The 25,819-nt window shown below is 67.3% G+C and carries 19 protein-coding genes; 9 read left to right on the top strand and 10 right to left on the bottom strand.

Going from position 1 to position 25,819, the window contains the following annotated elements:
* Positions 1-131: 131 nt before the first annotated feature.
* A complete protein-coding gene (locus MWM45_RS03200; protein WP_247828103.1) occupies positions 132-866 on the bottom strand; it encodes a glutamine amidotransferase in 735 nt (244 codons plus the stop codon).
* Positions 867-943: 77 nt separating this feature from the next.
* Between MWM45_RS03200 and MWM45_RS03195 the strand changes: the two genes are divergently transcribed.
* Entirely contained in the window at positions 944-1,663 is a 720-nt protein-coding gene (locus tag MWM45_RS03195; RefSeq protein WP_247828102.1) for a VIT1/CCC1 transporter family protein, read from the top strand.
* Between the two features lie 208 nt (positions 1,664-1,871).
* Here MWM45_RS03195 and tatA read toward each other — a convergent pair whose 3' ends face one another.
* From tatA to MWM45_RS03180, 3 genes are all read right to left on the bottom strand, one after another.
* The gene (gene tatA, locus MWM45_RS03190) at positions 1,872-2,174 is read right to left on the bottom strand and encodes a Sec-independent protein translocase subunit TatA (protein WP_247828101.1); all 303 of its coding nucleotides are present in this window, start codon (positions 2,172-2,174) and stop codon (positions 1,872-1,874) included.
* A 97-nt stretch (positions 2,175-2,271) separates the two neighbouring features.
* Entirely contained in the window at positions 2,272-4,446 is a 2,175-nt protein-coding gene (gene yicI / locus MWM45_RS03185) for an alpha-xylosidase (RefSeq protein WP_247828100.1), read from the bottom strand.
* Positions 4,443-6,524, bottom strand: coding sequence for a beta-galactosidase (locus tag MWM45_RS03180; protein WP_247828099.1), 2,082 nt, complete (start codon positions 6,522-6,524; stop codon positions 4,443-4,445). Before MWM45_RS03180 ends, yicI begins: the two co-directional genes overlap by 4 nt.
* Positions 6,525-6,548: 24 nt before the next feature.
* Between MWM45_RS03180 and MWM45_RS03175 the strand changes: the two genes are divergently transcribed.
* On the top strand, positions 6,549-7,583 hold the full coding sequence (locus MWM45_RS03175; RefSeq protein WP_247828098.1) for a LacI family DNA-binding transcriptional regulator: 1,035 nt from the start codon (positions 6,549-6,551) through the stop codon (positions 7,581-7,583).
* Between the two features lie 23 nt (positions 7,584-7,606).
* Here MWM45_RS03175 and MWM45_RS03170 read toward each other — a convergent pair whose 3' ends face one another.
* The 3 genes from MWM45_RS03170 to MWM45_RS03160 form a co-directional block, all read right to left on the bottom strand.
* The gene (locus MWM45_RS03170) at positions 7,607-8,560 is read right to left on the bottom strand and encodes a carbohydrate ABC transporter permease (protein WP_247828097.1); all 954 of its coding nucleotides are present in this window, start codon (positions 8,558-8,560) and stop codon (positions 7,607-7,609) included.
* On the bottom strand, positions 8,557-9,486 hold the full coding sequence (locus MWM45_RS03165) for an ABC transporter permease (RefSeq protein WP_247828096.1): 930 nt from the start codon (positions 9,484-9,486) through the stop codon (positions 8,557-8,559). Before MWM45_RS03165 ends, MWM45_RS03170 begins: the two co-directional genes overlap by 4 nt.
* Positions 9,487-9,626: 140 nt before the next feature.
* Complete coding sequence (locus MWM45_RS03160; RefSeq protein WP_247828095.1) at positions 9,627-11,321, bottom strand: extracellular solute-binding protein; 1,695 nt, start codon at positions 11,319-11,321, stop codon at positions 9,627-9,629.
* Between the two features lie 231 nt (positions 11,322-11,552).
* Between MWM45_RS03160 and MWM45_RS03155 the strand changes: the two genes are divergently transcribed.
* Positions 11,553-14,414: a glycoside hydrolase family 3 C-terminal domain-containing protein gene (locus tag MWM45_RS03155; RefSeq protein ID WP_247828094.1), complete on the top strand. Its 2,862-nt coding sequence runs from the start codon at positions 11,553-11,555 to the stop codon at positions 14,412-14,414.
* 151 nt (positions 14,415-14,565) lie between these two features.
* On the top strand, positions 14,566-16,902 hold the full coding sequence (locus MWM45_RS03150; protein WP_247828093.1) for a glycosyl hydrolase family 95 catalytic domain-containing protein: 2,337 nt from the start codon (positions 14,566-14,568) through the stop codon (positions 16,900-16,902).
* A 55-nt stretch (positions 16,903-16,957) separates the two neighbouring features.
* Here the strand turns inward: MWM45_RS03150 and MWM45_RS03145 are convergent, their stop codons facing one another.
* Entirely contained in the window at positions 16,958-18,871 is a 1,914-nt protein-coding gene (locus MWM45_RS03145; RefSeq protein ID WP_247828092.1) for an MFS transporter, read from the bottom strand.
* Positions 18,872-18,957: 86 nt separating this feature from the next.
* Complete coding sequence (locus tag MWM45_RS03140) at positions 18,958-19,521, bottom strand: MarR family winged helix-turn-helix transcriptional regulator (protein ID WP_247828091.1); 564 nt, start codon at positions 19,519-19,521, stop codon at positions 18,958-18,960.
* Between the two features lie 248 nt (positions 19,522-19,769).
* On the opposite strand from MWM45_RS03140, the gene MWM45_RS03135 reads away from it, so the two are divergent.
* The 4 genes from MWM45_RS03135 to MWM45_RS03120 all read left to right on the top strand — a co-directional run bounded on the left by MWM45_RS03135 (position 19,770) and on the right by MWM45_RS03120 (position 23,656).
* Complete coding sequence (locus MWM45_RS03135; RefSeq protein ID WP_247828090.1) at positions 19,770-22,187, top strand: FdhF/YdeP family oxidoreductase; 2,418 nt, start codon at positions 19,770-19,772, stop codon at positions 22,185-22,187.
* A 202-nt stretch (positions 22,188-22,389) separates the two neighbouring features.
* Complete coding sequence (locus MWM45_RS03130; protein WP_247828089.1) at positions 22,390-22,776, top strand: SHOCT domain-containing protein; 387 nt, start codon at positions 22,390-22,392, stop codon at positions 22,774-22,776.
* Between the two features lie 67 nt (positions 22,777-22,843).
* On the top strand, positions 22,844-23,323 hold the full coding sequence (locus MWM45_RS03125) for a DUF6325 family protein (RefSeq protein ID WP_247828088.1): 480 nt from the start codon (positions 22,844-22,846) through the stop codon (positions 23,321-23,323).
* Between the two features lie 12 nt (positions 23,324-23,335).
* Positions 23,336-23,656 carry an SHOCT domain-containing protein gene (locus MWM45_RS03120; RefSeq protein WP_043444406.1) on the top strand — a complete coding sequence of 107 codons (321 nt, stop codon included), beginning with the start codon at positions 23,336-23,338 and terminating at the stop codon, positions 23,654-23,656.
* Between the two features lie 139 nt (positions 23,657-23,795).
* Here the strand turns inward: MWM45_RS03120 and MWM45_RS03115 are convergent, their stop codons facing one another.
* Positions 23,796-24,422, bottom strand: coding sequence for a hypothetical protein (locus MWM45_RS03115; protein WP_247828087.1), 627 nt, complete (start codon positions 24,420-24,422; stop codon positions 23,796-23,798).
* A 94-nt stretch (positions 24,423-24,516) separates the two neighbouring features.
* Here MWM45_RS03115 and MWM45_RS03110 point away from each other — a divergent pair, with 94 nt between their 5' ends.
* Entirely contained in the window at positions 24,517-25,818 is a 1,302-nt protein-coding gene (locus tag MWM45_RS03110; RefSeq protein WP_247828086.1) for an MFS transporter, read from the top strand.
* The last annotated feature ends 1 nt before the right edge of the window (position 25,819 follow it).

Raw genomic sequence — 25,819 nt, 5'->3', positions numbered from 1 at the left:
CGTTCTCGTGCGGAAACGGATGGCAGCTACCTCTTCTGTGTCGCCCTGCGCGGCGTGTCTTCCGACAGTACCTCCCGGTACCGACGCACGTCAGGACGCATTTCCGCCGCGATCACGCTCGACGACGACACTCAGTCCCGCGCGTAGCGCCGCACGAACGCGCCGAGGATTGCCGCAGGATGGTCCACGGCGGAGGCACGGGCCCGCTCGATGTAGTCCTCGGCCTCTTCGGGCGGGAAGTACCCCGCGTGCCGGTAGGTCCTGATCCGACCGACCAGTGCCTCGACGTCGAGCTCGGGGTGGAACTGGGTGGCGTACACGTTCTCACGCACGCGGAACATCTGCACCGGGCAGGTCGCCGAGGACGCCAGCAGCACCGCCGATGACGGCAGCGTGGCGCACGCCTCCTTGTGTCCCACATAGGCGGAGAACGACGCCGGCAGCCCGGTGAGCAGCGGGTCGGCCCGGCCGTCGTCGGTGAGGGTGATCTCGATGGCGCCGATCGGCTCCGCATAGGTGCCGTCGATGACGGCGCCCTGGTGCCGGCCGAGGGTGCCGACGCCGTAACAGGCGCCGAAGAACGGGAAGTCCTCGGCGACCACCGTGTCGAGCAGCCGGGCGAGCTCGCTCTCCACACGCACCTGCACGGGCCCCTTCGACTCCTCGGGGTCCGAGGAATTGAAGGGGCTGCCCCCGAGGAAGATCCCGGAGTAGTCCGCGAGATCGAGCTCGGGCAGGGGCCCTGCCTCGAGCCGGACGCGCCGCAGCCGGCCTTCGGCGAGGCCACCGAAGCTCAGGAAGCTCCGGTATTCGGCGTCGGCAGCGTAGTCGTCGACGCGGGTGGCCAGGAGCAGGAACGGTTTCACCCCTCGATGCTACTGGGGGTGGCAAGGCAAGCCGATCCTCTGTAGCCGAGCAGGGGGTCCGGTGTTTTACTGCTTTCATGACGGACATCCCGGTACAGCGCAGCGAACCTCACGACAGCGGCGTCGCCGGGCGCCTGAACTGGCTGCGCGCCGCGGTCCTCGGAGCCAATGACGGCATCGTGTCCACGGCAGCGACCGTCGTCGGCGTCGCCGGCGTGACGAACGCGGTTGCGCCCATCCTGGTGGCGGGAACAGCCGCCGTGGTGGGCGGATCCGTGTCCATGGCGCTGGGCGAGTACGTGTCCGTCAGCAGCCAGAAGGACAGCCAGGAAGCCCTGATCGAGAAGGAACGCCAGGAGCTCGCGGAGGATCCCGACGGCGAACTCGACGAGCTCGCGGGTCTGTACGAGCAGAAGGGGCTGACTCCCGAGACGGCCCGCCAGGTCGCTGCCGAGCTGACGGAGCACGACGCCCTCGCGGCCCACCTGTCCGCGGAACTGAACATCAACGAGCTCGAGGTCGTCAATCCCTGGCATGCGGCCTTCGCCTCCGCGGCATCGTTCGCGGCCGGCGCGATCCTCCCCCTCCTCGCGATCCTCCTCCCGCCGGCCGAACTCCGGGTCCCCATCACCTTCGTGGCGGTCCTCGTGGCTCTGGCGATCACCGGGGCGATCAGCGCCCACGTGGGCGGGAGCTCACGACGACGCGCGACGATCCGCCTCGTGATCGGCGGTGCCCTGGCCATGGCCTTCACCTATCTGGTCGGATCGCTGCTGGGCACCACCGGCATCGCGTAGGCGCCTGCCCGTACTCACCTCCCGTGGGCTGCGCAATGACTCCTGCGAAGGACCATCGGTTCGCCACCTCGCCTCGCGGGCCGGCGGGCCCGGCGCTTGTCGTTGAGCAGCCACAGCCGGATCGCGGCGAAGAAACCCGGTACCGTCGCGGCGATCACCGCGATCGCGGACTTGAACAACCGGTTACGGGCCTCGCGCAGGTGCTCCTTCAGGTAGCGGACGGGGCGCCGGCGTGGGGCTGCGCCGGACCCTGCGGCGGGACGGGGTGCTGGGCAGGCGCCTGATAGGTGGGCGTGTACACCTGCGGTGCCGGGGTGTTCACCACCCGGCCCTCCACGGGATCCGTCCCGGCCTCGCCCGTGGTGTTCTCGTCCTTCATCTGCCTCACCTCGGACCTGAAGATCCGCAGCGACTGACCCACACTCCGGGCCAGCCCGGGCAGCTTCGGCGCACCGAACAGGACGATCGCAAGAACGATGATGATGACGATATGCCAGCCTTCGAGCTTCATGCCCAATTCCTCTCATCGGTTACCGGCAAGGAGATCTCAGCCGGGTACTGCTCATCCCGCCCCGCCGGCCGTGACGTCGGGGGCGGGGCGATCCTGGTCAGACCACGACGGCGGTGACCTCACCGTCGAGAACGGTCACGTCGAAGACCGTCGTGGAGCCGTCCGGTGACGGTACCGCGACACGGCGGGTGCCATCAGCGGCCTCGAAGGCCTGGAACTGCATGTCCCGGGCCCAGTCGTAGGACGGGCGGTCGGCCACGGTCCCGATCGGCAGCACCGAGCCCTCCCTGACCCACGTCGCCGCCTGCATGACCGAGTACTCCTGTCGGTGCCAGCGCGGGCCGGCCAGCCGTTCCCCGGTCTCCAGGTGGGTCCACATACCGTCCGGGAGATAGAAGGAGACCGATCCCGAGGCGTCCATGACGGGAGCCACCAGGAGGTCGGCGCCGAGCATGTACTGGCGGTCGAGGTGGGTGCACCCCGGGTCCTCGGGGAACTCCATGAAGAGCGGACGCATCAGCGGGATGCCCTCCGCGTAGGCTTCCTCGGCCGCCATCTGCAGATAAGGCATGAGCCGCATCTTCTGCTCCGTGAAATGCCTGAGGACGTCGACCGACTCTTCATCCACGAGCCAGGGAACACGATAGGAATTGGAGCCGTGCAGCCGCGAATGTGAGGACAACAACCCGAACGCGATCCAGCGCTTGAAGATCTCCGGTTCCGGGGTGCCTTCGAAACCGCCGATGTCGTGGCTCCAGAAGGAGAATCCCGATGCCGCCAGTGACAGCCCTCCGCGCAGCGATTCGGCCATCGCCGAGAAGGTGGACTCACAGTCGCCACCCCAGTGCACCGGCATCGTCTGTCCGCCCGCTGTGGCCGAACGAGCGAACACCACGGCCTCGCCCTCTCCCAGTTCCTTGGACAGCAGGTCGAAAACCGTCCTGTTGTAGATCTGCGCGTAGTAGTTGTGCATCCTGTCGGGATCCGAGCCGTCATGCCAGACGACATCCGTCGGGATCCTCTCGCCGAAGTCCGTCTTGAAGGAGTCGACCCCCTGGCCCAGCAGACCACGGAGCTTGTCCTGGTACCAGAGAACGGCGTCCGGGTTGGTGAAGTCGACAAGCCCCATCCCGGCCTGCCACATGTCCCATTGCCAGACCGAACCATCCGGGCGCTTGACCAGGAAGCCCCGCTCGAGTCCTTCCCTGAACAGGTGCGAGCGCTGCGCGATGTACGGGTTGATCCATACGCAGATCTTGAGCCCGCGATCATGGAGCCGCGCGAGCATGCCCTCAGGGTCAGGGAATGTCGCGGGGTCCCAGATGAAGTCGCTCCAGTGAAAGGACCTCATCCAATGGCAGTCGAAGTGGAAGACGGACAGCGGGAGATTCCGCTCCTCCATTCCGTCGATGAAGGAGTTCACGGTCTTCTCGTCGTAGTCCGTCGTGAAGGACGTGGAAAGCCAGAGGCCGAAGGACCACGCAGGGATCCGGGACGGCCTGCCCGTGAGTTCCGTGTAGCGGCGGATGATGTCCTTGGGCGACGGGCCATGGATGACGAAGTACTGCAGCTTCTGTCCTTCCACGCTGAACTGGGTACGGGAGACCACCTCGGACCCCACCTCGAAGGAGACTTTCTCCGGGTGATTCACGAACACCCCGTAGCCGTCGTTCGTGATGAAGAACGGGACATTCTTGTACGCGAGGTCGCTGGAGGTACCCCCGTCCTCGTTCCAGATGTCCACGGACTGCCCGTTCTTGACGAACGAACCGAACCGTTCGCCCAGACCGTAAACATTGGTACCCACACCGAGGCTCAGCTGTTCATGCACGAAGGTCCGCCCGACGTCGTCGGTGATCACGCCGACACTCCGTGCCGTGGAGCTGGTCAGCAGTGCGCCATCGCCCAGGAAGTCCACTCCCCAGTCACCCAGGGTGTTCACGCGTGCTGTCAGGCCTCCCGACGTGATGCTGGCCGTGTGCTCGTCCCGGCTGAACGTCGGGTGGGTCGCCGACCGGTTCACCTCGAAATGTGGCCCGCGGTCCAGCCCGCCCTGGAAGTGTTCGATGGTGACGCTGATGACGTCGGGCATCGGGGCGCCGAAGGTGACCGTCAGCTGGGGGAGATTGAGGGCGTCACCGCGGGACTCGATGCGCTTCGTGGGTGCATAGACGACCATCTGTCCGTCGTCCGTCACGACCTCCGACACGTCGCGGGGACGGAGCGCTGAGAAGCCTTTGCGATACAGCCAGTAGCCGTCGGTGAATTTCATGGGGTTCCACTTTCGTTCTTCGTATGGTCGGCGCCGCTCTTCAGGACGAGGGCGTCGTAGGGTCGCAGTGCGAGTCGTGTTCCGTGGGGCTCCCCGCTGAGCAGGTCCACCGAGTGCTCGGTGAGGTGCACGACCCGCGTTTCAGGGCCGTGATTGAGCAGGAAGTGGTATCCCGCCCGGGTGGCGAGTTCGACGTCGTCGGGCAGCTCCCCCACCACAGGCGAGGCCAATCCGGCCTCTGCCACTGCCGTGCCGACGATGTGGCTCAACAGTGCTGCCGGAGCATCACAGCCGACGTACCACGCCGCACCGGCACCGTGGCTGTTGCGCACGGCTGCCGGCTTCCCGGCGAGGGAGCCGGTTGCGAACGTCGCGATCGTGCTGGCGGTCGGGCTGTGGAGCCGCAGATCCTCCGACCAGACGGAGGCCTCGAACGGTGCCGGCGATGGCGCTCCAGGACGAGCACCTCCTGTGTGGTCGGGATCGACGATGTCGAGGGCGACAGGAACGGCAAGGGGACGCCACTCCTCCCCGGTCACACCGACCAGAGCCGCAAGAACCGATGGGAAGCGTCCTTCGCGGAGGTGTCCGCGGTCATCGGCGACCCCGGTGAACGGCCCGACGACGGCCGTTCCCCCCAGGTGCACCCAGTCCGCGAGCGCGTCGGCATGATGCTCCCGAAGGAGGAACAAACTGGGTACGAGCACCAGGTCGAACCGGTCCAGAGGTGCGCCCGGATGGACCACCTCCACCGAGAGTCCTCGCCGCAGCAGCGGCCGGTAGTAGGCCTGCAGCTGGTCGAGGACACCCAGCCTGTCACTCGGACCATCCGGTGATTCGGCCGCCCACCAGCTGTCCCAGTCGAAGAGCACAGCGATCCGGGAGGGGGTCGCTTCACCCGTGAGCAGACGCAGCTCCTGCAGGCGTGCGCCGAGCGCGGATGCCTCGTGGAAGACACGGGTGTCCTCTCCCGCGAGGGGTACCACCGCCGAGTGGAAGCGTTCGGCTCCGAAGGAGGACTGTCGGAACTGGAAGAAGCAGACGCCGTCCGCTCCCCGTGCCACGGCCGACAGCGAGTCCACCATCATGGCCCCGGGTTCCTTCGCACTGTTGTGGGGACGCCAGTTCACGGCCGAAGGAGCAGATTCCATCAGGAGCCAGGGTTCACCCCGGGCCAGTCCGCGGCACAGATCGTGCGTGAGAGCGCCCATCTCCCAGGTCCCGGGCCGTGCCGGGTCCGTGTACCAGTCATTGCCGATCAGGTCGGTTTCGTCGGCGAAACCGAAATAGTCCGCTCCGCGGAAGAAGCCCATGAGGTTGGTCGTCACGGGGACCTCGGGCGAGTGCTGCCGGATGATGTCCCGCTCGGCCGTATAGAGCTCGAGCAGCAGGCCGGAACTGAAACGCTTGAAGTCGAGGACATGGGTGGGGTTGTGCAGATAAGGTGCCGTCCGCGGCGGCAGGATCTCCTCCCACTGGCTGTACGCCTGGCTCCAGAACGTGGTACCCCAGGCGGTGTTGAGGCCTTCCAGGGACCCGTAACGCCGGAGGAGCCAGTTCCGGAAACTGCCGGCGGTCTCGTCGTCGTGGCTGACCTGCCCCAGTTCGTTCCCGACGTGCCACATGACCACGGCGGGATGACGGCCGTACCGCACTGCAAGGGCCGATGTGACCTGCTCGGCCGCCTGACGATAGACGGCCGACGACGGCGAGAACTGGTTGCGGGAGCCGTACCACTGCCGGGTCCCTGCCGCATCCGTCGGCAGGGTGTCAGGGTGGCGATGTCCCAGCCATGGCGGCGGCGACGCGGTGGGCGTCGCCAGGCAGACGCTGATGCCGCCCTCGTGAAGCAGCGCGAGGATCCTATCGAGCCAGCCGAAATCCCATCGATCCTCCGAGGGCTGCAGCCGCGCCCAGCTGAAGACGCCCAGGGTGACCATGTTGATGCCCGCCCGCTGCATCAGGCGGATGTCCTCGGGCCAGCTCCCCTCCGGCCATTGTTCGGGGTTGTAGTCGGCACCGAACAGCATTCCGGTCCGTTCGGTCACGGAATACAGGCCGCGGCTGTGATGATGCATCGAGATCCTTGATTGAATAGGGGTATGAGTAATCGAAAGGCTTCAACGGCTGTCACGATCAACGATGTGGCCCGGGAAGCCGGCGTTTCCACGAGCACCGTGTCCTACGTGATGAGCGGAAACCGTCCCATCTCGAAAGAGACCCGTGACGTGGTGGAAGATGCGATGCGCCGTCTGAAATACAGCCCCAGGTCGAGTGCACGCGCCCTGGCATCGAGCCGCTCCGATGTCCTGGGACTCGTCGTGCCGCTACGGGCCGATGTGAACGTCGGCGTGGTGATGCAGTTCGTCACGGCCGTCGTGACGACCGCCCGCACCTTCAATAAGGACGTCCTGCTGCTCACCCAGGACGATCCGGGCGGCATCAAGCGGGTGACGTCACAGTCCATGGTGGACGGACTCGTCATGATGGATATCGAAGCCCGTGACCCACGCATCGCGGTGCTGGCCACACTGGACAAACCTGCCGTGCTGATCGGCATGCCTGACGACCCGCGGGGGCTCAGCTGCGTGGACTTCGACTTCGCAGGCGCCTCCCGCACGGCGGTGCGCCACCTGTCCGGACTCGGCCACCGCGGAATCGCTTTCATCGGGTCTCCTCCGGCATCGCTCCAGAGGCATGCGACCTACGCGGATCGCGCCCTCGGCGGCTTCGAGGACGCGTGCCGGACACTGGGAATCGGCTACGTCTCGGTGGCTTGTGAAGCCCATTCCAGGGACCTCGTCAGGGCCCTCGACATCGTTCTCTCCGGCGCTGAGACCATCACTGCGCTGCTGGTCCACAACGAGGGGCTGCTGCCCATCCTGCGTGACAATCTCGCAGCGCGGGGCCTCGCCGTGCCGGAGGACATCTCCGTCGTCGTCATCGCGCCCTCGGATGTTGCGCAGGCCGCCGTCCAGCCATGGACCGTGGTGCCCATCCCCGCCATGGATATCGGTCGCGCCGCGGTCGAGATGGTGATGGACCGCCTGACCCTCGCCAAACCGGCCGAACTGCGTCTCATCGCCCCGACGTTGGCGCGCGGCGTGACCACCTCCGCAGCCGACGGACAGGGTTGAGCTTGGCGGTGGGAACAGGATGATCATCCCTTCACCGCACCGATCATCACGCCTTTGGTGAAGTGTTTCTGCACGAACGGGTACACGATCAGGATCGGTACCGTCGCCAGCACGATGACTGCCATCTGGAGGGCCGGGCCTGCTGCAGCACCGGTGCCGACATCCACCTGTCCCGGGACCGAGACTCCCTGGAGCACGTAGGAGCGGAGAACCACCTGCAGCGGATTCTTCGCACTGTCGTTGATGTAGAGGACGGCGTTGAAGAAGGCGTTCCAGTAGCCCACGCCGTAGAAGAGGGCGATGACCGCGGTGACGGCCTTGGACATGGGCAGCACGATGTGCGTCAGCGTCCGCCACTCGCTGGCGCCGTCGATCCTGGCGCTGTCCAGGATCCCCCTGTCGATGCCCATGAAGAAGCCGCGCAGGATGATGATGTTGAACACCGAGATGCACGTGGGCAGGATCAGGGCCCAGTAGGAGTTGATCAGGCCCAGTCCGGACACCAGCAGATAGGCCGGGATGATGCCCGCGCTGAAGAACATCGTGATGAGCAGCGTGAACAGGATCGGCGTATGGGCGAAGGACCCGGGCCTGGACAACCCGTAGGCGCACAGCACCGAGACCACCATGCTGATCGCCGTTCCGGTCGCGGTGACGCCGACGCTCACCAGCACGGCGCGTGTGACCACGCCGCCGCTGAGGATCTGCTGATAGGCGGCGAAGGTGATCTCCCCCGGAATGAGGACCAACCCGCCTGCCCGCGTGATGGTGGACTGGGAGGAGATGCTGGTGAGCACGATGGTGTAGAGCGGGCCGACGACGGCCAGGACGACGACGGCGAGAACCAGGATCTTGCCGGCTTTCGCCAGGGGCCCGAGTTCTTCGTCCCAGACAGGGCGCTCCGGTTTCGGGCGTCGCTGTCGGAGGGGTGGCGGGACGTCCTTGGAGCCCCGGGGTGTACCGGTCAGAGTGCTCATTTGGAATACACACCGCTCTCTCCGAAGATGTGGGCGAGCTTGTTGGCCGCCAGTATCAGGGCGAGGCTCACCAGCCCCTTGATGAGGCCCGCCGCCGCACCGTAGCTCCAGTCGCCGTTCTGCACACCCGTGTAGTACACGAAGGTGTCCAGGACCTCTGATGCCTCGGCCCCGACGGCATCACGCTGGAGGATCATCTGCTCGAAACCGACAGTCAGCGAATCCCCCAGGCGCAGGATCAACAGCAGCACGATGACGCTGCGGAGCCCCGGGAGCGTGATGTGCCACATGCGTTTCCAGCGCCCGGCACCGTCCACTGCCGCTGCTTCGTACTGGGCGGGATCGATGGCGCTGAGGGCTGCGAGGAACACGATGATCCCCCAGCCCGCGTCTTTCCAGACAGCCTGGGAGGTGAGGAGGAACAGGAAGGTATCCGGGTTGGTCATGATGTCCACCGCCTGCCAGCCCTGGGCGCGCAGTGACTGGTTGAGCAGGCCTGCCCCGCCGAAGATCTGCTGGAAGACAGAGACCACGAGAACCCAGGAGAAGAAGTGCGGCAGGTAGACCACTGCCTGGACGGCTGCCCTGAGTCGGGGACTGATCAGCGAGTTGAGCAGCAGGGCCAACGCGATCGGCACGGGGAAGAAGAACACGAGCTGGAAGGCGGTGATGACCAGGGTGTTCTGGACGGCGTGCCAGAAGTCGGGATCAGCCATCACCCGCGCGAAGTTATCGAATCCGACGAACGGGCTGCTGCGGACGCCCACGTACGGCGAGTAGTCCTGGAAGGCAACCACGTTTCCCAGCATGGGGATATACGCGAAGACTCCGAGGAGGACGATCGCGGGCAGCGCCATCAGCACGAGGGACCGGTCACGTCTGAACCGCAGCCTCATGTTCGCCCGGGGGCGCCGGCGACCGGCCATCGGGCCGGTCCTCGGCCGGGCGCGATCCCGGGTCGGATCCGAAGCAGGGCCTCCTCCCGGCGAAGCTCCCCCGAGGCCCGGGGCGCCGGCCGGTTGTGGACTGTGCTTGCGTTCTGTTCCTGTGGCCATCCGAGGTGCCCCTAGGCCAGGAAGCCGGCGTAGAAGTCCCGGAGTTCGTCGCCGCCCTTGTTCTTCCAGGAGGCGACTTCGGCGTCGAGGTCGCTCATGCTCCTGCGACCGCGGATGATGTCCTTCGCCAGATCGTCGAACGGCGTGGACAGCGAACCGAACTTGGCGGGCTCCTGGATCTGCATTCCGAAGAAGACGTCCTCCACGACGTGAGGCGCCTGCCTGGCTTCCCATTCGGACTGTGCCTGCACCAGCCCGGGATACTGCACCATCGAGTTGACGATCGGCCCGCTGACAAGGAACGCATAGGTGCTGGTGACTTCCTCTGCGCCCTTGGGAGTGGCCTTGGGAACGCCCTGTGCGTCGCGGGTGTAGTGCACATCCTCCACCCCGTTGACGATCAGGGCATTCTCCTCGGTCCCGAACGGGGCGGCCATGAAGTTGGCCAGGGCGAGCATCTCCTCCACCTTCTCCGGGCTCGCCTTCTTGATGAAGCTGAAGATGGCCGCGGGCTGGGCACGGAACAGTGTGGGCGTCCCTCCATCCGGGGCGAAGTAGTCCAGTGGCTGCATGTTGAACCGCGGGTTCGAGGGGAGGGTCCGCGCCAACGCCTCGTGCCAGGAACCTGTCCCATCCGCAGTGAGGAGTGTCGCCCCGGACTCGAACCGCGCCTTGGCCTGCTGCGCATTGCCGGCCACCGCGTCGGGGTGGACCGACCCATCGGCGAACAGTTGCATCGTCCACTCCAGCGCTGCCCTGTACTCGTCCGTCTCGAACCTGTGGACCAGCCGACCGTCCACCTGCTTCCACTTGGGCACCACCCCGTGCATGATCTGCGCACCGTTCCACACATCCTCGGAGCCCCACCGGTTCTTCGACTCGTCCGTGAGTTCCTTCGCCACCGTGCGGAACTCCTCGGCCGAGGCCGGCGGCTTCACGCCGAGGTCCTCGAAGATGTCCGCACGGTAGAAGAGGGCATCCGAGATCAGGGCGCCCGGATAGGGCAAGCCATAGAGGCCACCCTCGAAGCACCCCATCTTCCACGCTGCTGTCGGGATGTTGGCCAGGTTCGGATACTTGAGGACCTTGTCTCCGGAGATGAATTCCGAGAGGTCCTGGAAGATGCCTGCTGCAGCCTGTCCGAAGCGCGGGGGCAGGTTCCACCCGGGGATGACCATCCAGTCGGGTACGTCCTTCGGCGATGCCAGGACTGTCTGGACCTTGTCGGCGTACGCATTGCCGTCGTTGACCTGGAAGTTGATGGTGGCGCCGAGTTCCTTGTTGACGGTCTCGTAGTAGCTGTTCCGCGGAAGGCCCGGCGGCACAGCCCACCAGGCCGGTGTCATGGCGGTGTATGTGCCTCCGCTTCCCGGCGCTTCGGGAACGGACTTGACGAGGGAGGACGGGATGGACGTGAAGCCAGGCGTGGACCCGTTGACGGAGGTGATGTCGGGCTTCACCAGCTCCAACGGCTTGTAAGTCGGCACGATCCTGTTCAGTGTCTCCGCCAGCCCACCGGCATCGGCGACCTGGGGGGCGGAACCCCCGGAGCACGCGGTCAGGGTGACCGGAGCCGCCGCCAGGAAGACCGCCCCGCTCAGGATTCCGAGGAATGAGCGCCGATCGAAGCCGGAGGTCGCTTCCTCCAGTCGCGCAGCGGACGTGCGAGAACTGCCCTTCGCCCGACCGGTCTGGAAATTGCGCATGATCAGCACTCCTTTGTGTGAGTCAACAATTCTGAAGCTTTCGAGGAATCGTCGAAGCGATTCGATTGACCTCAGCGTAAGCTAATGACACTTCTCCCACAAGAGCCAGATGTGTCGTACGTCACAGGCCGCAGTCCGTGGTGAAAGCCATCGTGTTCGCGCAATCGATTCGACAGACCAAGCGATAGGAATCCCGTGTCCCCTGCATCAACCCGGAGATCTGTATCCGATGTGCCCCTCGACACAGCCCCGGCCGCTGACGAGGGAACGCTGCCGCAGCAGATACTGGACTCCCTGTCGCTGGACCAGAAGATCGCCATGCTCCACCAGCACACGCCGGCGGTTCCCGACCTGGGATTGGACTCCTTCCATACCGGCGCGGAGGCTGCCCACGGCGTCGCCTGGCTGGGACCCGCCACCGTCTTCCCCCAACCGGTCGGCATGGCGGCAACATGGGACACGGACCTGATCGAGCGGATCGGTGCGGCGACAGGGCGCGAACTCCGGGGCAAGAAGGCGTCGGATCCGGGCGTGAGCCTGAACGTATGGGCTCCGGTGGTGAATCCGCTTCGGCATCCCCTGTGGGGCCGCAACGAGGAAGGCTTCTCCGAGGATCCCCATCTGACCTCACACCTCGCGAGTGCATACTGTCGCGGGCTGAAGGGACAGGACGCGGAGACCTGGCTGACGGTCCCCACCCTCAAGCATTTCCTCGGCTACAACAACGAGTTCGACAGGAACGTGACCTCGAGCCAACTCAGTGCCCGGGTCCTCCACGAGTACGAACTCCCTGCGTATCGCACCCCGATCGAGGACGGCGTGGTGGGCGCGGTCATGCTCTCCTACAACCTCGTCAACGGCAGACCCGCCCACGTGTCGGACCTGGTGCAGTCGCAGTTGCGGCAGTGGCGGAACGCGGATGAGCTGACCATCGTGACCGACGCCGGCGCTCCGGGTTCGCTCTTCCGTTCGGAGAAGTACTTCCCGGACGGGCCCACGGCATACGCGGCTGCGCTTCGTGCAGGAGTGGACAATTTCACCGACGACGGCGACGACCCGGGTCCGTCGGTCTCCTTCCTCACCGAAGCCCTCGGACGGGGCCTCATCGATGAGTCCGACGTCGACCGGGCCGTCGTGCGACTCCTCATCCTCCGCGCCAGGACGGGAGAGTTCACCCCTCACCGGGACCCCTACACCTCGATCGGCCCCGCCGCGGTCGGGGCACCCGATCACGTGGCCCTCGCCCGGGAGGCCGCGGCGAAGTCGGTCGTGGTGCTGCGCAACGATCCGGCCAGTGCGCTCCTTCCCCTCGATCCCGAGCCCGGCATCATCGCCGTGATCGGCACCCTCGGATCCCGGGTGCTGAGCGATTGGTACAGCGGCACCCTCCAGGGCGCAGTCAGCATCTCGGCCGGACTCATCGACCGATACGGCGGCGTCCCGGGCTGCGAGGTCATCACGGAGGAAGGCGCGGACGTCGTCGCATTACGGAGCACCAGTACCGGAGGGTACCTGGGCGGCAGCGACTCCTGTGTGCTCACTGCCGATGCTGCGACTCCGGGACCGGCCGAGTCCTTCGTGCTGAAGGACTGGGGCGCCGGCGAGGTGACCTTCCGGTCGGCCCTCGGCGGGAGGTTCATTACCGACACGGGCGACGGGTATCTGCGGGCCGCCGCGGACCGAGTGGGCGGCTGGGTGGTCCAGGAGAGCTTCCGGCTCGACCACGCCCCGGACAACACTGTCGCCCTGCAGCACGTGGCGAGCGGGAGATGGTTGCGGATCGAGACCGGCACGGGCAGCGCCGTGCTGGTCCCGGACGCCGACACCGCGGCGCGCTTCGTGATGAGAACCCTGAAGTCCGGCCATGAATCGGCCCGGCGCGCGGCGCTGGAGGCCGACACCGTCGTGGTCGTCGCCGGCAACGACCCGCACCTGGGCGGTCGGGAGACACTGGACCGCACCACCCTGGACCTGTCGCCCACGGACCAGGAACTGGTCCGCGTGGCCCGGGAAGCGAACCCGCGGACCGTCCTCGTCATCGTGTCCTCCTATCCGTATGCGCTGGGGGCGCTGGCGGATACCCCTGCCATCGTCTGGACCTCTCACGGCGGACAGGAACTCGGCAACGGCATGGCCGACGTGCTGAGCGGCGACGTCGAACCCGTCGGACGCCTGGCACAGACCTGGTACGGCCGGGACGAGGATCTGCCGGGGATCCTGGACTACGACATCATCGCCTCGCGCTCCACCTACCTCTACAGCCCCATCGAGCCCCTGTTCCCCCTGGGTCATGGCTTGACCTACGGGGAGGTGCACTACCGATCGCTGAGCCTCCGGACCATACAGGGAGAGGACGCGCCCGGCCCGGACGCGGTGGAGCTGAGCGTGGAGCTGCACAACACAGGGCCCCGGCCCGTCTTCGAGCTGGTGCAGGCGTACGCAACGGCCTCCGGGCACGATATGGACTTCCCACGACGCCTGCTGGTCGGCCACCAGCGGGTCCTCGTCCCGGCCGGAGGAACAGCGACCGCAACAGTACTCGTTGCCCTGGACCGCCTCGCGATCTACAGCGTCGTGGAGGAACGCATGGTGTTGGAGCCGGGCAGATACCAGTTCATGGTCGGTGCCTCCGCCGAGGACCTGCCCCTCTCGGCGCCGCTCGACATCCAGGGATCGGTCAGGGCTGAACGTCGGACCGGTCAGTGGTTTCGTGCCGAGAACTTCGACTCCTGCCGCAATCTTTCCCTCGTCCCCGAAACGCCGCTCATCGGCACCGCCATCGCCCCTGCTGTCCCGGGTCGTCCCGCCTGGGCGATCTACAGGGGCTGGGGCGGCCCGACCGGAACACCGAAGGACCTCGTTCTGCTGGACGTGGTGTCCTGCAGGACCTCCAACCCGGGCACCACCTGCACCATCAGCGTCCAGGTGCCGGGAGCGGGTGACACGTGGAACACCGTCGGCCGCAGCGGCCTGCCGGACGGGTTCACGGGCACACTGCGCATACCCGTTGATCCGGCCGGCAGCCAGGAGGCCCGCGCCTTCCGTATCCGGGTGCAGGGCTCCGTCGTCATCAGTCGGATCCGGATCCGATGACCGGCATGCGGCGGCCGGGTGGAGGGCGGCCCCACCCCGTCCGCGGTCCGGTGTCCCTCCGGGGGGTCGCCCGGGCTCCGGACGCGACAGCACGCCGCGGTCCCCTGGACCCCGGCGCCACCGGTGTCCCCTCCGCCGGCCCGGCCGACGGATGACCGCCCTCAGGTACGAACAGCCCGCTTCGCGCTGGCTCGAAGCGCTGCCGCTCGGCAACGGAAAACTCGGCGCGATGTGCTGGGGTGACGCGTCGACGCCCCGGTTCGACCTCAACGACGAGACCGCGTGGTCCGGCGGCCCGCGCAGCGAGCAGTTGCAGCGCGGTCCGGACGCCGCCCTGGCACGGGCCCTGCTTGCCGACGCCCGGGAGCACATAGCAGCCGGTCGCTTCGTCGATGCCGAGACTGCCATCAGGGCGTTGCAGTCCGACTACACGCAGGCATACCTGCCGCTGGGAACGCTCGAGCTTCACCTGACTCTGCCCGTGCACCAGGACGAAACCGGCAGGGCACCCTACGGGCGGATCCTGGATCTCGACGACGCCGTCCACACGGTGAGGTCGGGACCTGTCACGCAACGCACCATCGTGTCCCACCCCCACGGCGTGCTCGTCCACACCATCGACGGGCTGGAAGCCGGCACTGCCGTCGGCATCTCTCTCTCCAGTTCGCTGCAGGTCATCGGACGGCCGACCGGCGCACTGCTCCTCCGCCTTCCGTCCGATGTGGCTCCCGGCCATGAGCCCTCCCGTCCTCCGGTGACCTGGAGTGACGAGCCGGGATCAAGCCTGGAGGCAGCAATCGTCACGCGGACCGTCACGGAGGAGACTCAGGACGGACATCCCCGCCTGGTCGTGTACGTAGCAACGGCGACCACCTACGTCTCTGCGCTCATCGCGCCGACCGGTACCGCCGAAGACGCAGCGATCGAGGCATCCTCCCGTATCGACGCTGCCGTGGAGGCCGGAGCCGATCGGGTCCTCGCAGCGCATGTCGACGACCACCGTCGTCTGATGGGTCGGGTCAGCATCGACCTCGGACCCCCGGACGACTCCACCCCGACCGATGTCCGCATCACGGCGCGGGCTGCGCACCCCGGCGGGATCCTGGCCGCCGATCCCTCCATCGCGGCCCTGCTGTTCGATGTAGGGCGCTACCTGCTGATCGCGTCGTCCCGGCCGGGCGGGCTGCCCGCCACGCTGCAGGGTATCTGGAACGACAGCATGCAGCCGCCGTGGAGCTCGAACTACACGACGAACATCAACCTCCAGATGAACTACTGGGCTGCGGACATCGTGCACCTGCCGGAGACCGTCGAGCCACTCATCGACTTCATCGACGCTCTCTCCGAAGCGGGACGGGCCACGGCCGAACGGCTCTATGGAGCGCGCGGCTGGGTGGTCCACCATAATTCCGACGCCTGGGCCTACACCTCACCGGTCGGGGGCGGGCACGGTGATCCGTCGTGGGCTTTCTGGCCGATGGCCGGACCATGGCTGGTCCAGCACCTCGCCGAGCGCCTTCGGTTCGGCGACTGCTCACTGCTGGAAAGGGCCTGGCCCATCATGCGCGGTGCGGCCGAGTTCGCCCTGGACTGGATGGTGCAACTGTCGGGGACGGCGGAGGTGGACGCCCGGTGGGGAACCAGACCCTCCACATCGCCCGAGAATCAGTTCCTCACCCCCGATGGGGCGCCGGCATCCCTGAGCACGTCGAGCACCATGGACCTGTCCCTGCTCCGCGAACTGTTCCAGACCGTGCTGGACACCGCCGATGGGTTGGGCTGCTCCTCCGATCCGGTTGTCTGCGAGGTCGCGCGACGCATCGGCAGCCTTCCCCCCGTTCCTCCCCTTGGTGCGGGAGGCGGCATCCGGGAGTGGCTGGACGATTCCACCGCTCTCGATCCGCACCACCGTCACCTCAGCCACCTCTATTCGCTGTACCCCGGCTCGGCCCTCCTCGACGGGGAGCATCGCGCTGCAGCCGCACACAGCCTCCTGGGTCGCGGTGACGACTCGACAGGCTGGTCGCTCAACTGGAAGATCGCCCTCTGGGCCAGGCTCGGCCGCCCTGACAAGGTGTCGGATCTCCTGCGCCTGCAGTTCCGCCCCGCGGGCACCGTCAGCGGACCCTTCGGAGGAGGCCTCTACCCGAACCTGTTCGCCGCACATCCGCCGTTCCAGATCGACGGCAACCTCGGCTTCGTCGCGGCTCTGGCTGAAACCCTTGTCCAGAGCCACGACGGGACGATCTCGCTTCTGCCGGCACTCCCGCGCGAACTCGGCACAGGAAGGGTGCACGGCCTCGTCGCGAGGCCGGGTGTCATCGTCGACCTGGCATGGCACGACTGCAGGCTGGCCGCCGTGACACTGGTCGCGCGTGGTGATCCGGTCGACGTGACCGTGAGCTACCTCGGCCGACGCCTCACGCTCCCCGTCGGCGACGCCGCCGGCGTTCGGCTCACCGCCGCCGACTTCGCCACCTCATCCTGATCGGACCAGGACCACGCCTCTCTCCTGCGGCCGGTTGCATCTGTTCCCTGGCGGACTAGCGGTCGACTGCCGCTCGATCCTGCAGGTCGGCGTCCAGCTCCGACAGCTCGGTCAGCTCGTCGAGCTCCGACAGCTCGGTCAGTTCCCTGGCCGAGAGTTCGGACAGCTCCCTGGCCGCACGGTCCACGTCGGCCCTGCGGATCTCCACCGGTCCGGCACTGTGCCGGCCGTGGGATGGCTGGACGGCGACGACGTCGGACTCGCCGGACGTCCGATGCCCGCCGTCGTCGTCGTTCCGGCTCGACACGGCGGTACCGTGCCGAGCGACGTCGGCCGCGGGCTGCGCAGCAGCACTGCTCGACTGCGCGTCGATCCGGGAGTCCGACGGCGCACCGGCAACCGACGGCGTCGCGCCGGTGGCGCCGGTCGCCGCAGGCGACATGGACGCCGCAGGACCGGCCGGCGCCGCCGGGGCGAAATCGACCGTCCGGCGCAACGGGGTCTCCCTGATGAACAGGACGCAGACGAGTCCGACGACCGCGATGACCGCGGTGATCAGGAAGATCAGGGCGGTGCTGTCGCCGTACGCGGCCCGCACGATGTCCGCGATCGGCGCCGGCAGGTCGACGAGGTCGAGCGAACCACCGGCCGCTCCCCCGCCGGCGGGGATGCCTGCAGCGGCGAGCCCCTCGGTGGTCCTGTTCTCCACCTGCGTACCGAGGATGGCACCCAGGACGGCGACGCCGGCCGCACCGCCCATGGAACGGAAGAAGGCGACCGACGCACTGGCCGTGCCGATGTCCTTGACCGCCACGGTGTTCTGGACCGCGAGGACGAGGTTCTGCAGCAGGAGGCCGAGGCCCAGGCCGAAGACGAAGGTGTAGACGCCCACCACCCACAGTTCGGTCAGGTGGTCGATGGTCCCCGCAAGGCCGAGCCCTGCGATGAGGAAGAGGGAACCGGCGGTCAGGAACCGCTTCCACTTGCCGAACCGGGTCACCAGCAGGCCGGCGCCGATGGAACCGATGAGGTTGCCGGCGATCATCGGCATGGTGAGCAGTCCGGCTTCGGTGGGTGTCGCGCCACGGGCCACCTGGTAGTACTGGCCGAGATAGCTCGAGCTCGCGAACATCGCGACGCCCACCGTGATCGAGGCGATGATGGCGAGGGCCGTGGTGCGCTGGGAGATGATCTTCAGCGGGATGATCGGCTCGGTCACCTTCGACTCCACCACGAGGAGGAGGGCCAGGAGGATGACGCTGCCGCCGACCATGAGCGCGGACTCGCGGGAGAACCACTCGTAGTAGCCCTCCTTGCCGGCGAAGGAGACCCAGATGAGGAGCAGGCTGACGCCCGCCGTCAGCAGGACGGACCCGAGCCAGTCGATGCTGGCCTTGCGGCGCGTATCGGGGAGCTTCAGGGTGACCTGGAGCAGCACCAGGGCGATGATCGCGAGCGGCACACAGACGAAGAACGTCCACCGCCAGCCGAGGGGCGAGTCCACGATGAAGCCGCCGAGCAGCGGGCCTCCGGCGGTCGCCACGGCCATGACGCCACCCATGTAGCCGGAGTACCTGCCGCGCTCACGCGGCGCGATGATGGTCCCGATGATCGCCTGCGCCAGTGCGGTCAGGCCACCCATGGCGACACCCTGGATGACACGCGCCGTGAGGAGCAGCGGGATGGTCTGGGCGAACCCCGCCAGGACCGAGCCGGCCACGAAGATCACGATGCTGAGCTGCACCAGGACCTTCTTGTCGAACAGGTCGGCGAACTTGCCCCAGATGGGGGTGGTCGCCGCATTGGCCAGCAGCGCGGCCGTGATGACCCACGCGAAGTCCGTCTGCGAGCCGTTGAGGTCGCTCATGATGGTGGGCAGGGCGTTCGCCACGATCGTGCTGCTGAGGATCGCCGTGAACAGGCCTGCGAGCAGGCCCGTGAGGGCCTGGAGGATCTGCCTGTGGCTCATGGGCTCGCCTGCCCCGTGGTGTGGCGTCGGGGCCGGTTGCCGCACAGAGATTCCGGCTGCTTTCTTCCTGGTGGGATGGGTGGCCATCAGCGTTCTTCCTTCGTGGTCTCGGACGCGCGGTCCAGATGGTGACGGCCGTCGTTGCCCGTGCTGTCGAGTGTCGTGGGTGCTGCGCCGGAGCCCGGCGCAGGAGGGAGCCCGTCGGGGTGCGGTCCCGCGGCTCGCAACGCGACCGTGAGCTGCTGCACGGAGAGCGATGCCGCTTCGGCCTCGCTCTCCGTCCAGTCGGCCAGGATCGCGCGCAGGGTCTCGGCCCTGCGCTCATAGGTCTCGGCGAGACATGCCCGGCCCTGCGGTGAGAGCGAGAGCAGGCACGCCCGCCCGTCCATCGGATCCGGCGTGCGGACCACGAAGCCGTACTGCTCGAGGTCGGAGAGCTGCCGGCTCAGGGCGGACGGGCCGATACCGAGCCGGGCCGCCAGCGCCGACGCGCGGAGCGGCCCGCCCTCACCGATGAAGAAGAGGACGCCCGTGTGGGCCGGACCGAGCTCCGAGTACTTCATGCTCGCCGCCGTGACCGCCCGCAGCGCACGCTGCAGGTCGAAGATGTTGTGCACCAGTTCTGCAGCGGTGGACTGTCCTACGGACATGGAGGCTCCTGGCTCATATACTTCGTTGCTCTAAGTAACGGTACTCCCGTCGTTTCGTTAGGTCAACTAACTAAACCGGGGTTCGCCGTCGTTCAGCGCACAAAGGCGCCCTCCCGAGTCAAACCACGCCGAAGGGGTGTGGAACGCTTGCGGACGCACCCGGTAGCCTGTTAGGCCTGAGGTATCAGGGCGGGTAGACCACCTGTCGAGGAGTGCCCATTTCTGGGCCGCGAAGGAGGACGTCCGCGATGACGCGCAGTGAACCCCGTGTGAACGAAGTCGACGAGAAGGACATCGAGGTCTCGAACCGACCCAAGGAGTGGGCAGCGGGCATTCCCGGCGTCTACAACTCCATGAAGCCGGCGATCGAGCACATGGGCGTGAAGCGCACCCTTCAGACCGTCCTCAAGATGAACCACAAGGACGGCTTCGACTGCCCGAGCTGCGCCTGGCCCGATCCCGCCAAGCGCAAGACCTTCGAGTTCTGCGAGAACGGCGCCAAGGCTGTCACCTGGGAAGCGGCGCCCGTCGTGATCTCCTCGGACTTCTGGGCCGAGAACTCGATCAGCGACCTCCGTGAGCGCTCCGAGTACTGGCTGGGCATGCAGGGACGCCTCGTGGAGCCCGTCTACAAGCCCGCGGGCGAGGACCACTACCGGCCCGTGAGCTGGGACGAGGCCTTCGAGATCGTCGGCAACAAGCTCAAGAGCCTCGACGCCCCGGACGATGCCGCCTTCTACACGAGCGGCCGCACCTCGAACGAAGCGGCGTTCCTGTACCAGCTCTTCGTGCGCGGCTTCGGCACCAACAACCTGCCCGACTGCTCCAACATGTGCCACGAGTCCTCCGGCTGGGCCATGGGCCAGACCATCGGCATCGGCAAGGCGACCGTCACGTTCGACGACTACGCCAACGCCGACCTCATCATCGTGATGGGCCAGAACCCGGGAACGAACCACCCCCGCATGCTCACCGAGCTGGAGGCGTGCAAGGAGACCGGCGGCCAGATCGTCTCCGTGAACCCGCTGCCCGAGGCGGGCCTGAAGCGTTACAAGAACCCCCAGAAGGTCAGTGGCATCGCAGGCAAGGGCACCGAGATCGCCGACCAGTACCTCCAGATCCGGCTCGGCGGCGACATGGCCCTCCTGCAGGCCGTGTCCAAGCGGGTGTTCGAGGCCGAGGCGAAGAACCCCGGCACGGTGCTGGACCACGCCTTCCTCGAGGAGCACTGCGAGGGCCTCGACGAGCTGCGCGAGTACCTGCTGAAGCTCGACGACGCCACGGTCCTCGAAGCCACGGGCCTGCAGATCGAGCAGATCGACGAGCTCGCCGCCCGCTACCTCGCCGCCGACAAGGTGATCATCACCTGGGCCATGGGCATCACCCAGCAGAAGAAGGGCGTCGCCACGATCAAGGAGATCATCAATCTCCTGCTGCTCCGCGGCAACATCGGCAAGCCGGGCGCCGGCGCCTCCCCCATCCGCGGCCACAGCAACGTCCAGGGTGATCGCACCATGGGCATCTGGGAGCAGATGCCCCAGACCTTCATGGACGCCCTCGGCAAGGAGTTCGACTTCGAGCCGCCCCAGGAGCACGGCATCGACGCCGTGGAGTCCATCCGGCGCATGCGTGACGGGCAGGTCAAGGTCCTCGTGGCCCTCGGCGGGAACCTCGTCTCTGCCATCTCCGACACGCAGGTGGCAGAGAAGGCCTTCGAGAACACCGACATGACGGTGCAGATCTCCATCAAGCTCAACCGCTCCCACCTCATCACCGGCAAGGAGGCGCTCATCCTCCCCTGCAAGGGCCGCACGGAGGTCGATCGCCAGGCCACGGGCGAGCAGTTCGTCTCCGTCGAGGACACGGTGTGTGCCGTCCACCCCTCCTGGGGCAGCGTCGAGCCCGTCTCCGACAACCTGCTCTCCGAACCCGCGATCATCAGTCGGCTCGCCCGGGCCACGATCGACGGCAAGATCAACGCCGACTGGGAGGGCTTCGAGAAGGACTACGACCTCATCCGCGAGCACATCGCCAACGTGGTCGAGGGTTGCGAGGACTACAACCGGAAGATCCGCCTGGACGGCGGCTTCATCATGGCGAACGGACCGCGCGACTCACGAACGTTCAACACGCCCACCGGCAAGGCCGTCCTCACCGTCAACGACCTCGAATACCTCGAGCGCCCCGAGGGCACGCTGATCCTCCAGTCGCTGCGCTCCCACGACCAGTGGAACACCACCATCTACGGTCACAACGACCGGTACCGTGGCATCAAGAAGGGCCGCCACGTGGTGTTCATCAACCCCGAGGACATCACCGACCTGGGCCTGGAGGACGGCCAGAACGTGGACATCCACGGCGTGTACGACGACGGCGTGCAGCGCGTGCTCCGCGCCTTCCGCGTGGTCTCGTACCCGACGGCGCGCGGCTGCGCCGCCGCGTACTACCCGGAGGCGAACGTCCTGGTCCCCCTCGACGAGGTCGCGGAGGGCAGCAACACCCCGAGGTCGAAGCAGATCATCGTCCGTTTCGAGAAGAGCACCCACACGGCACCGGCGTCGCACGACCACGTCGCGACCGTGCAGGCACCCGATGTCGAACCGGACGGCTTCCCGACCAACGGGACGACGACGCCCGCGAAGAAGGCAGAAGCGGCGAACGCCTGACAGCAGCTGCACCAAGGAAGCCCCCGGTCCACGGACCGGGGGCTTCTTCGTTTCCGGTGCGGCTCCGCTGAGGGCCGTGGTCGGGAACAGTAGCGGGACCATCGACTCTGTTCGACGTCCTCCCGGGCACCCTAGCCTGATCCCTGGGTGTGGCGGGCACTCCCGCACTCGGCACCCATCGAGCTATGCAAGGAGATCGGTCATGGATGTTCTGGAAGGTATCTGGGATTTCGTCTGGTTCTTTTTCTGGACCTTCGCGTTCATCGCGTATCTGATGGTCCTGTTCTCGATCGTCGGCGACCTGTTCCGCGACCATGAGCTGGGCGGATTCGCGAAAGCGGTCTGGCTGCTCTTCCTCCTGTTCATCCCCTTCATCACGGCACTCGTCTACGTGATCGCCCGCGGGCAGGGCATGAGCGAGCGGCAGATCAAGATGATGCAGCGCCAGCAGGAGTACGAGACACAGCGCATCCGGTCGATCGCGGGCGCCAGCTCGGCCGACGAGATCAGCAAAGCGGCGTCGTTGTACCAGAGCGGGGCGATCACTGCGGAGGAATACGAGTCGCTGAAGGAGAAGGCCCTCCACTAGCGGCACCCCGTCCGATGCGCCGCGTGGGCGGCGCCCCGCTCCACACCGATTCCCAGGAGGAACTGCAGTGACCACGACAGAAACCCAGGCGGTCGGCACCGGCGAGGTCGACAACAGTGAGACCCTCGTCGCCCCGATCGACTTCGTCCTGCTCGAGTTCTCACCCGAGCGGCTGACCGGCGAGGCCGCCCCCGCGCTCATGGACCTCGTGGAACGAGGGGTCATCCGTCTCTTCGACCTCCAGATCGTCCGCAAGGGAGAGGACGGGAGCGTCGACGTCATCGAGCTCACCGACCCCATCTCCGAGAGCGGCGGGTTCTCCTCCTTCACCGGGGCGTCCTCCGGGATCCTCGGAGTCGAGGACATCGTTCAGGCGACCAGTGCCATGGCCCCTGGCACGGTGGCGGCGCTCATCGTCTACGAGAACACGTGGGCTGCGCGCTTCGTGGCAGCGGTCCGCGCGAGTGGTGGCGAGCTGATCGCCAGCGCACGGATTCCCGCCACCGACATCATCGAGGCGCTCGACGCGCTCGACGAGACCAACTGAGGAGATCACGCCATGCCAGGTCTACTGCGCGGGGTTGCCCGCACCGCCGTCGTCGCCGGCACCGCCACCGCCGTGAGCGGCAGGGTGCAGCGCCGACAGGCCGCCAAGTTCGCCGACCGCGACGCACAGACTGCGGCCAACCGTAGCCGGGCCTACGAACAGGACATGGCCGCGGAGGAACCGGAGCCCAGGGACGCTGCCGAAGCACCTGCCGCCGCGCAGGAGCCACCCAAGGACATGATCACCCAGCTCAGGGAACTCGCCGCCCTGAAGGAGGACGGGATCCTCACCGAGGACGAGTTCGCGGCGCAGAAGGCCAAGCTCCTCGCCTGAATGACCGGCGGGCCTTGCGGCCCAGCAGGACTGACTGTCGCAGCTTTGCCCGATCAACAGCCTTGGCACGTTCGTGTGCGCTGCGCTGCTCCTCGGATGATCCTGGCTGCGCCCTGTCCCTGCGCCCTGTCCGCGAATCTCAGTGAATGACCACCTTGAGCCCGATCATCGCCAGACCGAACAACGCCGTCGTCATAGCGCCGAGGATGCGGACCGGGACCGAAGCTCGGCGCCTCGCGAACGCGAGATACCCGAGCGCCGCGAGGGCCGCAACCTCCGCCCACAGCGCGAACCACATCGCGTTCTGGTCATCGATGACGCGGGTCGCCCCCAGCAGAAGGATGCTGGCCGGGATCGCCGCCCCGACGACCAGACCCGAGGACCGCCGTACCGATGCCCGGAACGCCGTGCCCAGTTCCATGCGCTCATGGGGACCCACGTTCAGATGTGCGAGCGTCCCGGCATAGATATGGGCAACGAAGAACACCACCACCGTTCCCACCACGATCCAGAAGGCCGCCCAACTGCTCTCGCCATGCCCGCCGGCGGTGACGATGATCCCGGCAACGAGGATCAGTGCGTAGATGGCCTCCTCGGACACGAATCCCGCGTCCATCGCCCGGTCTCGTCCAATCGGTTCTGCCTCAGTCATGGCCAAAGGATACGCTGCGGCGATCCGCCCGGTGAGGGGACCTTCGACGTCGAACCGTCCCGATGAACACTCTGCACCTGCGGTCGCCACCGATCCACGCGGATCGATCTCCACCGTTCGCCTGGTAGCAGTGCATCAGGTCCTGGATCCCACGCCCTGCATCTGCACGGATAGACTGCTCCGGTCGTGACGACCGGGAGGGGCGGACGTGGTGGAGAAGCAGCCGGACACGCAGCGGACAGAGCACCTGATCCGGGATGCGACCGGGCAGCAGGCCCAGCAGCGCCGCGTCATCCGTGTCCTCGTGTCTGCCCAGGTCCTGGGCGGGCTCGGGGCAGGGGCCACACTCTCCCTCGGCGCGCTGCTCGCGGCGGAGACGTCCGGGTCGAGCGCGTGGTCCGGGATGGCCGCCACCATGGCCACCCTGGGCGCCGCCGCGGCAGCCGTCCCCCTCGCATCGCTCGCGCAGCGCCGTGGACGTCGGGTGTCCCTGGCGACGGGCGCCGTCGTCTCCGGTATCGGCGCGATGCTGGCGATCGCGGCGGCATCGCTCTCCGCGTTCCCGCTGCTGCTCCTCGCGCTCGTGCTCCTGGGCGTGGGGTCCGCGACGGGGCTTCAGGCCCGCTTCGCGGCCACCGACCTCGCGACCGAGGCGACGCGCGGCCGGAGCCTGGCCGTCGTCGTGTGGTCGACCACCATCGGGGCGGTGCTGGGGCCGAACCTGTTCGAACCCGGCGCGGCGGTCGCGCTGCTGCTCGGGATCCCGCCACTCAGCGGGGGCTTCGTCTTCTCCGCTGCGGCGCAGGCCGGCGCCGCGGCCGTCTATGCGCTGGGACTCCGTCCCGATCCGCTCCTGACAGCGCTGGCCCGGCAGGCGGAGGCCCGACCTGCCGGCAGCGCCCCGCCGGAGAGCCGTCGGGGTCTGCGGATCCTGGCCGACAATCCCGTGGCCCGCTTCGCCGTCGTGACGATCGCAGTGAGCCACGCCGCCATGGTCTCGCTCATGTCCATGACCCCGGTGCACCTCCACGACCACGGCGTAGGGCTGTCCATCGTCGGGCTGACGATCAGCCTGCATGTGGCCGGGATGTATGCGCTGTCGCCCGTGTTCGGCTGGATCGCGGACCGCTTCGGGAAGACCCAGGGCATCCTGTGCGGGCAGGTCCTCCTGCTCCTGGCCCTCGTCACGGCATGGCGGGGATCGGAGTCCGAGGCGTGGGTGACCACGAGCCTCGTGCTGCTGGGCCTGGGATGGTCGGCCTGTGTCGTGTCGGCGTCGGCGCTCCTCACCGGCGCGGTGGGCCCGGCGGAGCGGGCCCCCGTCCAGGGGTCCTCCGACCTCGTGATGAATCTCGCGGGTGCCCTCGGCGGAGCCCTCGCGGGCCCCGCCCTGGTGCTGCTCGGCTACGCGGGACTCGGCCTGGCCGCCGCGGTGATCGTCGCCGTCGTCGTGGCCTGGACGCTCGCACGCCTCGCATCGATACGGCGCGGGGTCCCCGCAGCGGCGTGAG

It is taken from the genome of Arthrobacter antioxidans (genome assembly GCF_023100725.1).
Lineage (GTDB): Bacteria > Actinomycetota > Actinomycetes > Actinomycetales > Micrococcaceae > Arthrobacter_D > Arthrobacter_D antioxidans.
Note: the sequence above shows the minus strand (reverse complement) of the source record. Positions and strands in the feature narration are given on the sequence as shown.

Bases quoted from the DNA above. Each gene is read 5' to 3' on its own strand.
- MWM45_RS03150 (WP_247828093.1), top strand. From the start codon at position 14,566: ATGACCGCCCTCAGGTACGAACAGCCCGCTTCGCGCTGGCTCGAAGCG.
- MWM45_RS03160 (WP_247828095.1), bottom strand. From the start codon at position 11,321: ATGCGCAATTTCCAGACCGGTCGGGCGAAGGGCAGTTCTCGCACGTCC.
- MWM45_RS03195 (WP_247828102.1), top strand. From the start codon at position 944: ATGACGGACATCCCGGTACAGCGCAGCGAACCTCACGACAGCGGCGTC.
- MWM45_RS03130 (WP_247828089.1), top strand. From the start codon at position 22,390: ATGGATGTTCTGGAAGGTATCTGGGATTTCGTCTGGTTCTTTTTCTGG.
- MWM45_RS03140 (WP_247828091.1), bottom strand. From the start codon at position 19,521: ATGTCCGTAGGACAGTCCACCGCTGCAGAACTGGTGCACAACATCTTC.
- MWM45_RS03170 (WP_247828097.1), bottom strand. From the start codon at position 8,560: ATGAGCACTCTGACCGGTACACCCCGGGGCTCCAAGGACGTCCCGCCA.
- MWM45_RS03165 (WP_247828096.1), bottom strand. From the start codon at position 9,486: ATGGCCGGTCGCCGGCGCCCCCGGGCGAACATGAGGCTGCGGTTCAGA.
- MWM45_RS03135 (WP_247828090.1), top strand. From the start codon at position 19,770: ATGACGCGCAGTGAACCCCGTGTGAACGAAGTCGACGAGAAGGACATC.
- yicI (WP_247828100.1), bottom strand. From the start codon at position 4,446: ATGAAATTCACCGACGGCTACTGGCTGTATCGCAAAGGCTTCTCAGCG.
- MWM45_RS03175 (WP_247828098.1), top strand. From the start codon at position 6,549: ATGAGTAATCGAAAGGCTTCAACGGCTGTCACGATCAACGATGTGGCC.
- MWM45_RS03180 (WP_247828099.1), bottom strand. From the start codon at position 6,524: ATGCATCATCACAGCCGCGGCCTGTATTCCGTGACCGAACGGACCGGA.
- tatA (WP_247828101.1), bottom strand. From the start codon at position 2,174: ATGAAGCTCGAAGGCTGGCATATCGTCATCATCATCGTTCTTGCGATC.
- MWM45_RS03145 (WP_247828092.1), bottom strand. From the start codon at position 18,871: ATGAGCCACAGGCAGATCCTCCAGGCCCTCACGGGCCTGCTCGCAGGC.
- MWM45_RS03120 (WP_043444406.1), top strand. From the start codon at position 23,336: ATGCCAGGTCTACTGCGCGGGGTTGCCCGCACCGCCGTCGTCGCCGGC.